The organism is Methylobacterium sp. P3_A11, from assembly GCF_056403155.1.
The window spans coordinates 1-13,869 of record NZ_JBFUGA010000050.1 but is presented as its reverse complement, the minus strand read 5'-3'; the positions used below and the strand labels follow the sequence as shown (position 1 = coordinate 13,869).

At 71.5% G+C, this 13,869-nt stretch carries 15 protein-coding genes; 4 read left to right on the top strand and 11 right to left on the bottom strand.

All coding sequences use genetic code 11. The features are described from left to right. Positions 1-154 precede the first annotated feature (154 nt). Positions 155-304, top strand: a complete 150-nt coding sequence (locus tag AC1DXK_RS16685) for a hypothetical protein (RefSeq protein ID WP_457107819.1) — start codon at positions 155-157, stop codon at positions 302-304. Positions 305-430: 126 nt separating this feature from the next. Here AC1DXK_RS16685 and AC1DXK_RS16680 read toward each other — a convergent pair whose 3' ends face one another. Together AC1DXK_RS16680 and AC1DXK_RS16675 are read right to left on the bottom strand one after the other, a co-directional pair. Then, positions 431-652: a heavy-metal-associated domain-containing protein gene (locus AC1DXK_RS16680; protein ID WP_457107820.1), complete on the bottom strand. Its 222-nt coding sequence runs from the start codon at positions 650-652 to the stop codon at positions 431-433. 70 nt (positions 653-722) lie between these two features. Further along, positions 723-1,595 carry a MipA/OmpV family protein gene (locus AC1DXK_RS16675; protein ID WP_457107821.1) on the bottom strand — a complete coding sequence of 291 codons (873 nt, stop codon included), beginning with the start codon at positions 1,593-1,595 and terminating at the stop codon, positions 723-725. A gap of 285 nt (positions 1,596-1,880) precedes the next feature. Between AC1DXK_RS16675 and AC1DXK_RS16670 the strand changes: the two genes are divergently transcribed. Then, positions 1,881-3,341 carry an EAL domain-containing protein gene (locus tag AC1DXK_RS16670; protein WP_477298382.1) on the top strand — a complete coding sequence of 487 codons (1,461 nt, stop codon included), beginning with the start codon at positions 1,881-1,883 and terminating at the stop codon, positions 3,339-3,341. Positions 3,342-3,382: 41 nt separating this feature from the next. Here AC1DXK_RS16670 and AC1DXK_RS16665 read toward each other — a convergent pair whose 3' ends face one another. From AC1DXK_RS16665 to bla, 5 genes are all read right to left on the bottom strand, one after another. Then, complete coding sequence (locus AC1DXK_RS16665; RefSeq protein ID WP_457107823.1) at positions 3,383-4,681, bottom strand: OprO/OprP family phosphate-selective porin; 1,299 nt, start codon at positions 4,679-4,681, stop codon at positions 3,383-3,385. Between the two features lie 221 nt (positions 4,682-4,902). After that, on the bottom strand, positions 4,903-5,751 hold the full coding sequence (gene panC, locus AC1DXK_RS16660; RefSeq protein WP_457107824.1) for a pantoate--beta-alanine ligase: 849 nt from the start codon (positions 5,749-5,751) through the stop codon (positions 4,903-4,905). A gap of 199 nt (positions 5,752-5,950) precedes the next feature. Beyond that, the gene (locus AC1DXK_RS16655; protein WP_457107825.1) at positions 5,951-6,307 is read right to left on the bottom strand and encodes a hypothetical protein; all 357 of its coding nucleotides are present in this window, start codon (positions 6,305-6,307) and stop codon (positions 5,951-5,953) included. A 67-nt stretch (positions 6,308-6,374) separates the two neighbouring features. Beyond that, positions 6,375-6,872 carry a YbaK/EbsC family protein gene (locus AC1DXK_RS16650; RefSeq protein ID WP_457107826.1) on the bottom strand — a complete coding sequence of 166 codons (498 nt, stop codon included), beginning with the start codon at positions 6,870-6,872 and terminating at the stop codon, positions 6,375-6,377. Between the two features lie 13 nt (positions 6,873-6,885). Then, positions 6,886-7,764, bottom strand: a complete 879-nt coding sequence (gene bla, locus AC1DXK_RS16645) for a class A beta-lactamase (protein WP_457107827.1) — start codon at positions 7,762-7,764, stop codon at positions 6,886-6,888. Positions 7,765-7,889: 125 nt separating this feature from the next. Here bla and mnmE point away from each other — a divergent pair, with 125 nt between their 5' ends. After that, positions 7,890-9,215, top strand: a complete 1,326-nt coding sequence (mnmE, locus tag AC1DXK_RS16640; RefSeq protein WP_457107828.1) for a tRNA uridine-5-carboxymethylaminomethyl(34) synthesis GTPase MnmE — start codon at positions 7,890-7,892, stop codon at positions 9,213-9,215. 31 nt (positions 9,216-9,246) lie between these two features. Here mnmE and AC1DXK_RS16635 read toward each other — a convergent pair whose 3' ends face one another. Together AC1DXK_RS16635 and AC1DXK_RS16630 are read right to left on the bottom strand one after the other, a co-directional pair. Next, entirely contained in the window at positions 9,247-9,726 is a 480-nt protein-coding gene (locus tag AC1DXK_RS16635; protein WP_457107829.1) for a hypothetical protein, read from the bottom strand. A 206-nt stretch (positions 9,727-9,932) separates the two neighbouring features. Beyond that, on the bottom strand, positions 9,933-11,555 hold the full coding sequence (locus AC1DXK_RS16630; RefSeq protein WP_477298378.1) for an ABC-F family ATP-binding cassette domain-containing protein: 1,623 nt from the start codon (positions 11,553-11,555) through the stop codon (positions 9,933-9,935). Between the two features lie 240 nt (positions 11,556-11,795). Between AC1DXK_RS16630 and AC1DXK_RS16625 the strand changes: the two genes are divergently transcribed. Next, on the top strand, positions 11,796-12,056 hold the full coding sequence (locus AC1DXK_RS16625; RefSeq protein WP_457107831.1) for a hypothetical protein: 261 nt from the start codon (positions 11,796-11,798) through the stop codon (positions 12,054-12,056). 84 nt (positions 12,057-12,140) lie between these two features. On the opposite strand, the gene ypfJ is transcribed toward AC1DXK_RS16625, so the two are convergent. Together ypfJ and AC1DXK_RS16615 are read right to left on the bottom strand one after the other, a co-directional pair. Beyond that, on the bottom strand, positions 12,141-13,052 hold the full coding sequence (ypfJ, locus tag AC1DXK_RS16620; RefSeq protein WP_477298376.1) for a KPN_02809 family neutral zinc metallopeptidase: 912 nt from the start codon (positions 13,050-13,052) through the stop codon (positions 12,141-12,143). Positions 13,053-13,195: 143 nt separating this feature from the next. Then, a partial coding sequence (locus tag AC1DXK_RS16615) for a uracil-DNA glycosylase (RefSeq protein WP_477298374.1) occupies positions 13,196-13,869 on the bottom strand: 674 nt, incomplete at its 5' end.

The following is a 13,869-nucleotide window of genomic DNA, read 5'->3' as shown; positions in this document are numbered from 1 at the left end:
ACGGAAGACTTGGCAAGCCTCACTTGTCAGTCGCGCCGGACCGTGCAAATCTTGCGCCGTGACGGAATCCTGAACGGACAACGCCGTCCGGCAGGCCCACGAGAGGGCGTGTTTCGCCGCGTCGCCGAGCGACGCGCGATGAGGAGAGATCGCAATGTCGTCGCTGACGATCGGCCTCGGTGCCGTCTGCTGCGCGGCCGGGGCCGCGGCCCATTTTCTCGACAGCACCCATCGCAAGGAAGGCCTGTTCGGCCTAGCGGGCTTCGCCCTGCTGCTGACCGGGATGTTCCTGACCCGCTCCTAGGGCATCGATCCAGACGCAAGTGTCCGCGACGCTTGGAAACGTGGATGCTGCGACAAGGACCGCGGGCTCAGGCGTCGGATCGCCGTGACGGCGTCTGAGCCCGCGCGGGCGGCCGCGGAATGGGTCTCAGCCGGTCATGGCCGTGGCCGTGTAGCCGGCCTTGGTGAGGGCGTCCGCGATGGTGAGCGCCTGCACGTCGGTGCGGATGGCGACCCGTGCAGCCGCCCGGTCGACGGCGACATGGGCCCCGGGATCGATCCGCTTCACCAAGCCGGTCACCGCGGCGGCGCAGCCGTCGCAGGTCATGCCCTCGACCCGTATCAGCAGGTCGGCCCGCGTCTCGTCCATCCGGGCCTCTTCCAACCGTGTACCCCGAATGTCGGGAGGCGGAGCCGGCCGCGCAAGCCGTGCGCCCGACTCAGAACAGCGCCGGCATGCGGAAGGCGTAATCGATGCGCAGGCCGAACTGATACTGATTGGGGTTGCCGAACGGGCGGCGCACCAGGGGGCTGTCGCCGGAGGCGCCCAGGATCCGGGTGTAGCCGGCAAAGGCCGTGTAGGACCAAGTCTCGCTCTGCGTGTAGGTCACGCCGCCGAGCACTCCCGCCGAGTAGAAGCTGCGCGGATCGTAGGGGGTGACCCGCCCGTTCAGGGCCGCCTCGATCGGGGAGACGCCGAAATATTTCCGGGCGTAGCTGGCATCGCCGAAGTTGAAGCGCGGCCCGATGGAGAACAGGAACTTCTCCGCCGGGATCAGGTAGTCGGCCGCCAGCGAGCCGACCGTGCCGTGATGGCCGTAGATGCCCTGGCGGACTTCGACGCGGGTCCGGATGAAGGAGACCGGATAGAACTCCGCGAACACGCCGGGCTCCACCGCGAAGCGTGCATCGCGGAAGCCGAACAGGTGGCGCCGGTCGTCCCCGTAATAGCGCCCGGGCACGAAGCGCGCGGTCGGCCCGATCCGGAAGGTGCCGGTGTCGAACAGGGACAGGCTGAAGCCGTCGTCCGGTGTCGAGAACCGGCGCGGCTCGCCCACCCGGCGGATGTCGATCGAGGGATAGCCGACGGCGGTGTAGTCGCTGGCGCCCGGATAGCGCGGCACGGCCTGGATCGAGCCGCTCACGGTGACGATCCAGGTATTGGGATCGATCAGCGCGAAGGTCGGCGTGGTCCGCGGAAGATCGGCGCCGAGATCCGCGGCCCGCGTCGGCGTCGTGCCGAAGGCTGCGAGGAGCGCGCCGGCGCCGAGAACGGCGCGGAAGCGTGGGTTACGCTGGGGAACGGAGGTCATGGCAACGCTTTATGGCCCCTTTTCATCCGCTCCGCATTCGCAAGCCGCACAACCCTCCCCGGAGCGCCCCGCAATCGGACGCGACGTGATGATTCCGCAACGTTCCAGCGGGCGCCGGCGTCACACCGCACGGAATTAACAGCCTGTGGCGCGCCATCGCCGTCCCTGAGCCTTGCCGGGCCGGGTGCGCGCGGCCAATGATCCTGCGATTCGGTTCGCGCCCGGCGGGGTTCGCCCGGGATGTCCCCCGGCGACCGGCGCGCGTTCCCGGCAGGTGTTCAGACGATGGTCCCGGTCCTCGGCCGGTACGCGGGGCTGTTGACGGTCGGCCTTCTCGGGCTCGTCGTGTTCGGGCCGCTCGCGGTGTTCCTGCCGCTTTGGAGTGCCCTGGCGCTCGGCGTCGTGGCCGCTGTGGCCGGCGGTCTCGCCCTCACCCGGATCGCCGCCTTGAAGGCGCGCTGCGAGAAGCTGTCGGGCGAGGTCGATCTGCTGTCCCGGCGCCTGCTCAAGGTCGAGACGACGGCCGCCGCCGCGCAGCCGCGCCCCGAATCCGCCGAAGCGACGCTGTGGGCACAGATCGAGGAGCTCACCGTCGAGTTCGGGCTTCTCAGCGGCATCGTCCGCGACCTCACCACGGTGGTGAGCACGCAGGACGCCGCGATCGCGGGCCTCGAGGCCCGGCCCGAGATCCAGGCGGCCCAAGCGCCACGGATCCAGGCCGGGCCGGCGCCCGCCGCGGAACCGATTGCCGCGGCGTCACCGCTCCGCCCCCAGGGGCCGCCCACCATCGCCGAGCAGGTTCCGCCCGCGGCCCCGCCGGACGCGACGGACCGGCGCGCCGCTCCGGTTGCGCCGGCCGGGCCGGCACGGCCCATCCCCCCGCGACCGATCCCGCCGCGGCCGGTGGCGGCCGTCMAGGACGAGGCCGAGATCATCCGGGCCTTCGAAGGGGACGGCCTGGAGATCCACCTCCAGCCGGTCGTCACCCTGCCCCAGCGCAAGGTCGTGGCCTACGAGGCGCTGGCCCGGCTGCGCATCGGCGGCCCCGGCGCTCCGCCGGCCGAGCCCGACGCCTTCCTGCCGGTTCTGGAGCGCTACGGCCGCACCACCGAACTCGACCGTCGCATGCTCCAGCGTGCCACCATCGTGGCCCGCCACCTCGCCCGGCGCGGCAGCGAGACCCTGCTGACCTACGGCCTGTCGCCGCTGTCGCTGTTCGAGCCCGGACTCCTGCGCGAGCTGGCGCGCACCGCCGCCGACGACCCGGCCCTGGCGGGGTTGACCCTCGCCCTGCCGCAGGAGAGCTGGCGCCGTCTCGATGCGGGCCAGCGCGGCCTGCTCGCGCCCCTGCAGGGGCGGATCGGGTTCAGCCTCGACCGCCCCGATGACCTGCGCTTCGACGCGGCCGAACTCGCCGCCCTCGGAATCGGTCAGGTCAAGGTCCCGGCCGAGATGCTGCTGCGGCCGGGCTTGGCCCGAGGCAACCTGTCGGACATCGCCGTCGAGGATACCGCACCGGCCCTGGCCCGGGCTGGAATCCGCCTCGTCGCCACGGGCGTCGCCGACGAGGCCGACGTTCCGGACCTGATCGACCTCGACGTCCCGTTCGCGCAGGGAACGGCCTTCGCGGCGCCGCGGCCGGTGCGCGCGGAGGTCCTGGCGGCTTCGCCCCCCGAAGGTCCCACGCCGCCCGAGCCGGAACCCGAGCGGCGCCCGTTCCGGTCGGTCCTGCGCAGGGCGGTGTGAGGACCGCGCGGCCGACCGGGCGACGCGCCCGGCCACGCGCCTCACCACGCGATCTGCAGGCGCGCCACGACCGTGTCGACCGTGAACGGGGCGGCGCCGAGGCGCTCGGACTGGGCGTCCCCCGGTCGCACCCGCCCGTGGATGACGTTCCCGGTCAGCCTGAGATTCGGTTCGGGATACCAGCTCAGGCCGAGGGTCACGTCCTGCTCGGCGCCCCCGCGGAAACCGCGGGCGTTCAGATCGATGGCGCTGTAGCGCGCGGCCAGTTCGAACACGCCGATCCCGCCCCGCGTGACCCGCTGCGCCTCCGGGACCGTCACCCCCTTGAAGGTCGCGTAGGTGGTGCCGCCCTGAGGCGTCAGCGCGTAGGCGCGGCCCGCGCCGTTCAGCACCATCGCCGCCTCGACGTAGCCGCCCTGGAAGTCGAGACTGGCGGTGGGCTGGCCGGGGTCGCCGAACGGCTGCAGCGCGGCACGGATGTACTCCGCCTGCATCAGGAACGGGCCGCGGCGATAGGCCAGCTCGACGCCGAGCCGCGACACGCTGGCCGCATCCGGGAGATCGCCGGTATCCACCAGAGGACGCTCGAACAGGGACGCCCCCGCCGGGCTCGAGAAGCTGAAGGCGCCGTCGGACCGCGACCGGCTGCGGGCGACCCCGGCGAGCCCGAGATGCAGGGTCTCGTCCGCGGTCATGATCGGCGCGACGGTGGCGCGGGCCGCCACCGCGACGCCGTCCCCGTCGATGCCGCTGCTGGCGGCGTTGCCGAACACGCCGGCCACCGCGGTCCAGGCCTGCCCGTGATGCCCGGCCGCGAAACCGAAGCGGCGCTCCGGCACGAGGGCATTGGCCACCGAGCGCTCGACGAACAGGGTGTCGTTGTTGCTCTGCAGCCATTCCAGGCTGAACGGCTCCTTCATGTTGCCGAGCGTCAGGATCGTGCCCGGCACCCCCTTCCAGGCGACGAACGCGTCGTTGATCGGCAGCATCGGGTCGGCGAAATCGTACTGGAAGGCGATCACCCAGTCCCGGCCGATGGTGAGCGTCGGTTCGATCCAGGCCCGGCGCACCGCGACGGTGTCGGGGAAGGCCTCGGGCAGGCCCGGCCGGCTGAAACCGGCCGCGCCGCCGTCGAGGTGCAGCCGGCCGCCGATCTGGAGCGCCACGTCGGGCTCCGGGACGGTGAGGGTGAGCCCCTTGGCATCGACGCGCAGGCGCTCGCCGGAGGGGCCGGCCAAGGGGCCGGCCATGCCCTCGAACGCGTCCTCCCCGGCCGCGGCGGGCGCCGCCAGGGCGAGGGACACGGCCAGGAAGGCCGGAGCGGGGCGCGTCGCGATCACTGCGTCAGCAGAGAGCAGATCGGCCCGGCGGCGCCAATCATCCTGGCACCGAAATCTGAGAACCGCGGGAGCCGTGACTCGCCGGCCACGGACGCCGGCGATCACGGTGAAATCCTGTCCCGCGCCCACGACGATCCAGGACCAGCCCGCGCGCCCTGGCCGGATGCCGTCCTGCAGGCCGAGAACCGCGCCGCGGGGACGGGTGGCAGGGCTGCGGTCTCCTACACGGCGAGATTGTCGATCAGCCGGGTCCGGCCGAGATACGCGGCGGCGATCACGCGAGCCGGTCCGTCCACCCGCTCGACCGGCGCCAGGGTCCGCGCATTGCAGATGGCGAGATACTGAACCCGGAACCCGGCCGCTTCCAGTGCCGCTCGGCCGGCCGCGATCCGGCCCGCCACGGGCGTGCCGTTGCGGGAGGCGGCGGCGATCTCGGCGAGGACGGCCTGGAGCTTCGGGGCGACGGCGCGCTCCGCGGCGGTGAGGTAGCGGTTGCGCGACGACAGCGCGAGGCCGTCGGGCTCCCGGACGGTCGGCACCCCGCGGATCTCCACCGCGAGGTCGAGGTCCGCCACCGCCTGCTGGATCACCCGGAGCTGCTGGAAATCCTTCTCCCCGAACAGCGCGACGTCCGGCCGGACCTGATTGAGGAGCTTGGTCACCACCGTGGCGACCCCGGCGAAATGGCCCGGCCGGAACGGGCCGCACAGCCCTTCGGTCAGCCCCGCCACCTCGATCCGGGTGGCGAAGCCCGGCGGGTACATGGTCGCCGCGCCGGGCGTCCAGGCGGCGTCCGCACCGGCCTTGTCGAGCAGGGCCAGGTCGGCCTCCAGGTCTCGGGGATAGCGGGAGAAATCCTCGTTGGGGCCGAACTGGGTCGGGTTGACGAAGATGCTCGCCACCGTCCGGCGGCCGATCCGCCGCGCTTCGGCCACCAGGGCGAGGTGGCCTTCGTGCAGAGCCCCCATGGTCGGGACCAGGACGATGCGCTCGCCCGCCGCGCGCCAGGCGGCCACACACCCGCGCAGGGCGGCAAGGTCACTGAAGGGCTGGAGTGTCGGATCTGGCACGGGACGAGTTCCGGGAGACGGGCGTCGCCGGTCTAGAGCATGATGCGGACCGGTGGAATCCGGCTGTCCGCAACCATCCTGGACGAAGAAGCAGCCGGGTGCATGCCGCGGGGGAGGCGGCCCCGGGCTCCCGTCCGCGTAGGGCGGCGGCGCGTGCCCGCGCGCGGGGGGCGCCCCGCCCGGAGCCGGGCTGTTCCACTCAGGGACAATACGGCAGGAGGGAGCGGCCGAAGGGATCGTCCACGCCGAGGGGGGGCGTGAAGCCGTAATAGCTCGGATGCGACAGGCCGTACTCGGAGCCGACATAGCTCGGATCATCCGGTGCGTTGGTGGGCACTGGCGCCCGTCGGGGCGTGCAGCCCACCGGCACGGGACGGGACCGCACCGCGTAGACCGGGCGACGATCGAGCCCGTCGCTGCGCGGGAAGAAGCGCGGACTGGCGCCCAACCCCGTTTCGGCGGGGCCGCGGATGTCAAGATCCGCGGCGCGCGGGGATCCCGCGAGCAGCAGGACGGATCCGAGCGCCGCCATCGCCCCGCGCCCCGTGCCCCGCATGCCTAACCCGTCCCTGCCGAAAGCCGTCACCGTGGGCCGGCAGGGTAAATGGATGATTACCGCACGCTCACGTGAGCGACACGACGAGGGCCTTCAGGACGGCGACGAGATCACCCTCGATCAGGCGGATCTGCAATCCCCGGCCGCCGCCGTTGACGTGAATCTCGGCGCCGGGCTCCGTGAGGGACCCGGCATCGATCGCCGTCGGCACGGACCGCTTCTGCCCCAGGGGGCTGATGCCGCCGACATGGTAGCCGGTCAGCCGCTCGGCGTCGGCGGGCTTCAGCATGGCCGCCGCCTTGCCCGAGAACGCGGCCGCGACCCGCTTCATCGACACTTCCCTATCGGAGGCCACGAGCAGGCAGACCGTCCGTCCGTCCACGGCCGCCATCAGGGTCTTCAGCACGCGGCCGGGGGCGACCCCCAGCGCCTCCGCGGCCTGGAGGCCGATGCGCGGCGCGTCCGGATCGTAATCGTAGACATCAACGCTGTGGCGGATTCCGGCCTTGTCGAGGGCCTGGGTCGCGCGGGTCGTCTTGGAACGCGTTTTGGCGGGCGTCTTCATGGGCGTCCGGGTCTCAGGCGGCACTCGCCAGAGCGGCGATGCGCCGGCCTATCTCCGCATAGGCCGCCGCGACGATGTCCGCCGAGGCCGTCGATCCGGTCAGGTTCACCGAGACCACGACCGGCGCACGTCCCGGCGGCCGCAGGATCGCCACGTCGTTGATCGTCCCGTTGTCGCCGCTACCAGTCTTGTCGCCCGCGGTCCAATCGGACGGCAGCCCCGCACGCAGGCGCTTGCGGCCGGTCTCGCAGGCGATCATCCAGGCTTCCAGCCGGTTGCGCGATGACGGCGACAGGTCGGTGCCGAGGAGGATCCGGCCGAGGGTCGCACGCATCGCCTCGGGCGTGGTGGTGTCCCTAAGATCACCAGGGAGTGCCGTGTTGAGAGTCGGCTCCGTCCGGTCGAGGCGGGTCACGCCGTCGCCGGTACCGCGCAGCCATGCGGTCAGCCCCTCCGGTCCACCGAGGCTCGCCAGGAGCAGGTTGGCGGCGGTGTTGTCGCTCCACACGAGGGTGGCCGCACAGAGATCCGAGACGGACATCCGCCCGGTCCCGCCCCCCGCCTCCAGGGCCGACCGGCTCACCGGCGCGTAGCTCAGGAGGTCGCCGGCCTCGTAGGTCACGATCCGGTTCAGGGTCTCGGCACCGCCATCGACCCGCGCCAGGACCGCGGCCACGGCCAGCACCTTGAAGGTGCTGCACATCGGAAAGCGCTCCGCCGCCCGGTAGCTCGCGAAGACGCGCCCCGCCATGTCGGCGGAGAGGCCGAGGCGTCCGTCAAGGCGCCGCTCGATGACGGCCCAGTCCGGATCCGCCTCGGCCGCCCGCAGGGGCGACACGAAGGGCGCGGCGAACAGGCCGAGGCTGACGGAGCGGCGGGTTCTGGCGATCATGGCGGCGGCCCGGTTCGGTGGCGCGGCGCTGCATCCCTGCGGGAGGCGCCGTGACGCCGCAATGGTATAGGGCCGTCCACCCTTGTTTCACGTGAAACGCCGTCCCTTGGTGCCCCCGTCGGACCATGATGCAGACTGAAACGCTCTTCGCGCCTGCCAGCGGCTTCGGGCGGGCCGCCGTGGCGGTGATCCGCATCAGCGGCCCCGCGGCGCGCGACGTCCTCGTCACGCTGGGCGGACGCCTGCCGGCACCCCGGCGGCTGTCCCTGCGGACCCTGAAGGATCCGACCGACGGGACCGAGCTCGACCGTGCGCTGGTCGCGTGGTTCCCGGGACCCGACACGTATAGCGGCGAGGATATGGGTGAGCTGCACCTGCATGGCGGGACGGCCGTGCGCATGGGCGTGCTCGCGGCCCTCGGGCAGATCCCCGGATGCCGGGCGGCCGAGCCCGGTGCCTTCACCCGCAGGGCCGTCCTCAACGGCCGGATGGACCTCGCCGAGGCCGAGGCCGTCGCGGATCTGATCGATGCCGAGACCGAGGGCCAGCGGCGGCAGGCCCTGCGCCAGCTCGATGGCGCCCTCAGCCGCCAGGTGGCCGCCTGGCGCGCGGAGGCGATCGATTGCCTGGCCGCCGCGGAGGCCGCGCTGGATTTCTCCGATGAGGGCGACGTGGACGATGCCGGGCTCGATGCCGCGATGTTCGAGCGCGCCGAGATCCTGCGGAATGCAATCGCGGCGGCGCTCCGCGACGGGCACCGCGGCGAGCGCCTGCGCGAGGGATTCACGGTGGTGCTGGCCGGTGCTCCCAATGCCGGAAAATCGACCCTGCTGAATGCCCTGAGCCGGCGCGACGTGGCTCTCGTGTCGGACACCCCCGGCACAACCCGCGACGCCATCGAGGTCCGGCTCGACCTCGGCGGTTTGCCGGTCCTCCTGGTGGATACGGCTGGTCTGCGTGACACCCTGGAGCCGATTGAGGCCGCGGGGATCGCCCGGACGCGGGCGCGGATCGACGGCGCCGACCTCGTCCTCGCCCTGGTTCCTCCCGGGGCGCCGGCCCCCGATCTGGGGTCGGTGAGCATTCCGGTTCTAACCGTCCACACCAAAGCCGATCTTTTTGCCGGCTCATCACTACCCCTGTCCGACGCCGCGATCGCCGTTTCTGCGCGGACCGGGGCGGGCCTGAGCACGTTGCTCGACGCCGTACAGGCCGCGGCGGAGACCGGCCTCGGCACCGGCGATGCGCTGATCACCCGAGCCCGTCACAGGGCGGCGCTCGAGGCCTGCGTCGCCCATCTCGACCGGCTTCTCATAGGCGCGGGTGGCCTGCCGGAACTCGCCGCCGAGGATCTGCGCCTCGCGGTGCGCGCCCTTGGCGCGGTCGGCGGCCATGTCGGCGTCGAGGATGTGCTCGACCGCCTATTCAGTGGATTCTGCATCGGAAAATAATTGAATAGCCGGCAATTTGCAGGGCGCTGGCCTATGCGGGGATGCGCAGGATCCGCGGTCGCCAGATGCCCAGCGCCACATTGGCGGTCGCGACGGCCAGCAGCACCCAGAGGGTGCCGCGCTCGCCCGGAAGTGCCACCGCCAGCGTGGCCGAGTCGACGAGACCGGCGAGCGCCCGGGCGCTCTGCTCGGCCTCCTGCTTCATCGGTCCCTGCACATAGACCAAACCGCCCTCGAACATGAGGACGCCGGTGGCGAGCTTCACCCAGGCCCAACCGGCCATGAGGAAGGCCCGGTTGAGTGCCATGGCCAGCAGGCCGGACATCAAGGTCACGGCCAGCGCCGGCAGGAAGATCCATGTGGCGACCGCGCCCATCGCGCCGCGCATCGCCGCGTAACCCGCGAGGGCAGCCGGTGCGGGCGCGAGGCTCACCATGACGACCAGGGACGCCATCGCCCCCAGCAACCCGGCGGACCCCATCGTGTGGAGGAACTTCAGCAGGCGTCGCACGGCATCTCACCCGGGCCGCTTTCGGTGAAGCCTAGCGCGGCCGGCCCCGGCGGGATAGCGGCGCGTCGGTCGCAGGGCGTCCGGTCGAAACCCTCCACCGTCCTTGCGAGCGCAGTGAAGCAACCCAGCCGGCGCCCCGCCGACCGCGGTCGCGCTGCCCTGGGTCGCTTCGCTGCACTCGCGATGACGGAGCGGCGCGGGGCCCCTCAGCTCCGCAGGCCCGGCGCCTCCTGCCCGGTTCGGGCCACGTACTCGGTGTAGCCGCCACCATACTGGTGGATGCCGTCCGGCGTGACTTCGAGCACCCGGTTCGAGAGCGCGGCCAGGAAATGCCGGTCGTGGGACACGAACAGCATCGTGCCCTCGTAATGGGCAAGCGCCGTGATCAGCATCTCCTTGGTGCCCATGTCGAGGTGGTTGGTCGGCTCGTCGAGCACCAGGAAGTTCGGCGGATCGTAGAGCATCAGCGCCATGACCAGCCGGGCCTTCTCGCCCCCCGAGAGCACCCGGCAGCGCTTCTCGACGTCGTCGCCCGAGAAGCCGAAGCAGCCGGCRAGCGCCCGRAGCGRCSCCTGGCCGGCCTGCGGGAAGKYGTCYTCCAGSGTCTGGAASACSGTGCKSTCSCCKTCGAGCAGMTCCATGGCGTGCTGGGCGAAATAGCCGAGCTTGACGCTGCCGCCGAGGGTGACCGAGCCGTCGTCGGGCGCGGTGGTGCCGGTAACCAGCTTCAGGAGGGTCGACTTCCCGGCCCCGTTGATGCCCATGACGCACCAGCGCTCCCGGCGCCGCACCCCGAAGTCGAGCCCCTCGTAGATCGTGCGGCTGCCGTAGCGCTTGTGCACCCCTTTCAGCATCACGACGTCGTCGCCCGAGCGCGGCGCCGGCTGGAATTCGAAGGCCACGGATTGCCGCCGCCGGGGCGGCTCGACGCGCTCGATCTTGTCGAGCTTCTTCACCCGGCTCTGCACCTGGGCGGCGTGGGAGGCCCGGGCCTTGAAGCGCTCGATGAAGGCGATCTCCTTGGCGAGCATCGCCTGCTGGCGCTCGAACTGCGCCTGGGCCTGCGCCTCGTTGAGCGCCCGCTGCCCCTCGTAGAAGGCGTAGTCGCCCGAATAGGTGGTGAGCGCGCCGCCGTCGATCTCGACCACCTTGGTGACGATGCGGTTCATGAACTCGCGGTCGTGCGAGGTCATCAGCAGGGCGCCGTCATAGGCCTTCAGGAACGATTCGAGCCAGATCAGGCTCTCCAGGTCGAGGTGGTTGGACGGTTCGTCGAGGAGCATCACGTCCGGGCGCATCAGCAGGATGCGGGCCAGCGCCACGCGCATCTTCCAGCCCCCCGAGAGGGCGCCGACATCCCCGTCCATCATCTCCTGGCTGAAGCTGAGGCCGTCGAGCACCTCGCGGGCGCGGCCCTCCAGGGCGTAGCCGTCGAGTTCCTCGAAGCGCGCCTGGACCTCGCCGTAGCGCTCGATCAGGGCGTCCATCTCGTCGGCCCGGTCCGGATCGGCGAGCGCCGCGCCGAGGTCCGCGAGTTCGGCCGCCACGGTGCTCACCGGGCCGGCGCCGTCCATCACCTCGGTGACGACGCTGCGCCCGGACATCTCGCCGACATCCTGGCTGAAGTAGCCGATCGTGATGCCCCGGTCGGCCGCGACCTGTCCCTCGTCCGGCTGCTCCTGACCGATGATCATCCGGAACAGGGTGGTCTTGCCGGCCCCGTTCGGGCCGACGAGCCCGACCTTCTCGCCCCGCTGGAGCGCGGCCGAGGCCTCGATGAAGACGAGCTGACGCCCGTTCTGCTTGGTGATCTTGTCGAGGCGTATCATGGAGAGGGGGTGCGGTGTCCGGGAAAGGGTCTCCCGGGGGCGCTTACGGCATGGATCGAGACGGCGCAAAGACGGGCCGGGCGGGGGCGAGGCCTGCGCGCCACGCAATCGTGGCCGTCGCCGGGGGCCGCGCGGCTTTTCGGCCCCATTCTGCGAGCTACGTCGTTTGCCTGCGGCACCGGCGGCCGCTCCGGCTTATGGTGCCGGGCTTGGCCGTGGCGGACACCTTTGAGGACGACGATGCTTTGCGGTTGGTGGACGACGAGCCTGGACATGGCCATGCTCGGACTGGAGGCCCAGGGGGTGATCGCCCAGCGGATGGCGATGTTCGCCTTCGGGGGTCCGGCCGCACAGGTCGAGGCGCAGCTCATGGTGACCGAGAAGATCATGGCGGCGAGCGAGGCGGCCCTGATGCTGGCCGCCGGCGCCTCGAACGGAAAGGTGATCCGCAGCTATCGCCGGAAGGTTCAGGCCAACGCGCGGCGCCTGAGCCGGGGGTGAGCGGGCGGCGGCCTCTCCCTCGCCCCTCTGGGGCGGAGGGAGAGGCGCGTGTCAGGACGGGATGAGTCCCCCGCCCGTCGGCCCTCAGTTGTCGGCCGTCCGGAAGGTGTCGCAGGCCTTGGTCTGGCCGCTCTTGTAGCCGGCGGTGAACCAGCGCTGGCGCTGGGCCGACGAGCCGTGGGTGAAGGAATCCGGCACCACGTAGCCCTTCGAGCGCTGCTGGAGGGCGTCGTCGCCGATCTGGGCGGCGGCGTTCAGAGCCTCGTCGATGTCGCCCTGTTCCAGTTCGGCGTACTTGTCGTTGGAGTTCTTGGCCCAGACGCCGGCGAGGCAGTCGGCCATCAGCTCGATCCGCACCGACAGGGCGTTCGCCTCGGTCTTGCTCGAGGCCTGCTGCTGGCGGGTTTGGACCTTGCCGAGGATGCCCAGCACGTCCTGGACGTGGTGGCCGACCTCGTGGGCGATGACGTAGGCGTAGGCGAAGTCACCCTTCACGCCGAACTTCGAGGCCATCTCCTTGAAGAAGCCCGTGTCGAGATAGACCTTCTTGTCGAGGGGGCAGTAGAACGGCCCCATCGCGGCCTGGGCCGAGCCGCAACCCGAGCGGGTGCCACCGGTGTAGAGCACCAGCGTCGTCGGGGTGTACTGCTTGCCGGTCTGCTGCGGCAGGATCTGGCTCCACACATCCTCGGTGTTGCCGAGGATCTTCGAGGCGAACTTCCCGCTCTCGTCGGTGGGGGCTTGGCGCCGCTTCGCCTGGGTCTGCGGGTCGGCCGGCTGCTCCTGCTGGCTGTGGCCGCCGCCGATCCGCTCGGCGCCGCCGATCAGGATCGCCGGGTTGATGCCCGTGAAGTAGCTGATGATCAGCAGCACCACGATGGTGCCGATGCCGAGCCCGCCGGCGCCGCCGCCGGGAAAGCCCATCCCGCCGCCGCCACCGCCTTCGCCCCGGCGATCCTCGACGTTGTCGGAGCTGCGTAGATCTTCCCAGCGCATGGTTGGGTCCCGCCATCGATGCTGCGCCGGCCGCCTCGGGCAGCCCACGGTTTGCTGTGCGTCGTTGTGTCCGGCCCCTGGTGCACCGGGGGTGGGAACGAAGCTCTAATGGCGGGAGGGGAGACCCGGTTCCGCCGCCGCGGTCAAGCTGTCCCGTCGAGGAGGGCGCGCAGGGCGCGGAAATCCCGCCAGGCCAGACGCTTCTGCACCGGCTGGCGCAGCAGGAAGGCCGGATGGAGCGTGGCCAGCAGCTTCACCTCGCGGTTCGGCAACTTGTAGGGGAACAGCCGGCCGCGGGTGCGAAGGATGCCGTCCTTGGTGCCGGTCAGCGTCTGGGTCGCGGGCGCGCCCAGGCAGACGAGGATGTCGGGATCGACCAGCTCGATCTGGCGCTCCACGAAGGGGCGGCACACCGCCACCTCCTGGGGGGTCGGGTTGCGGTTGCCCGGGGGCCGCCAGGGCACGATGTTGCCGATATAGGCGCTCGTCCGGTCGAGCCCGATCGCCGCCATCATCTTGTCGAGGAGCTGGCCCGAGCGGCCCATGAACGGCTTGCCGATCCGGTCCTCGTCGGCGCCCGGCGCCTCCCCGAGAAACATCACCCGCGCCTCCGGGTTGCCGTCGCCGAACACGAGGTTCTTGGCGGTGAAGCGCAACGGGCAGGCATCGAAGGCGCCCAGGATCTTTTCGAGTTCGTCCAGCGTCTTGGCCTGCCGCGCGCGGGTGCGGGCGTCGCTCGCGGCCTCGTCGGGCTGGGCGCTGGCGGCGCGGCCGAAGGTCCGCGGTGGGCGCTGGCGGCGCGGCCGAAGGTCCGCGG

Bases quoted from the DNA above. Each gene is read 5' to 3' on its own strand.
- AC1DXK_RS16685 (WP_457107819.1), top strand. From the start codon at position 155: ATGTCGTCGCTGACGATCGGCCTCGGTGCCGTCTGCTGCGCGGCCGGG.
- AC1DXK_RS16680 (WP_457107820.1), bottom strand. From the start codon at position 652: ATGGACGAGACGCGGGCCGACCTGCTGATACGGGTCGAGGGCATGACC.
- AC1DXK_RS16675 (WP_457107821.1), bottom strand. From the start codon at position 1,595: ATGACCTCCGTTCCCCAGCGTAACCCACGCTTCCGCGCCGTTCTCGGC.
- AC1DXK_RS16655 (WP_457107825.1), bottom strand. From the start codon at position 6,307: ATGCGGGGCACGGGGCGCGGGGCGATGGCGGCGCTCGGATCCGTCCTG.
- AC1DXK_RS16650 (WP_457107826.1), bottom strand. From the start codon at position 6,872: ATGAAGACGCCCGCCAAAACGCGTTCCAAGACGACCCGCGCGACCCAG.
- bla (WP_457107827.1), bottom strand. From the start codon at position 7,764: ATGATCGCCAGAACCCGCCGCTCCGTCAGCCTCGGCCTGTTCGCCGCG.
- mnmE (WP_457107828.1), top strand. From the start codon at position 7,890: ATGATGCAGACTGAAACGCTCTTCGCGCCTGCCAGCGGCTTCGGGCGG.
- AC1DXK_RS16625 (WP_457107831.1), top strand. From the start codon at position 11,796: ATGCTTTGCGGTTGGTGGACGACGAGCCTGGACATGGCCATGCTCGGA.
- ypfJ (WP_477298376.1), bottom strand. From the start codon at position 13,052: ATGCGCTGGGAAGATCTACGCAGCTCCGACAACGTCGAGGATCGCCGG.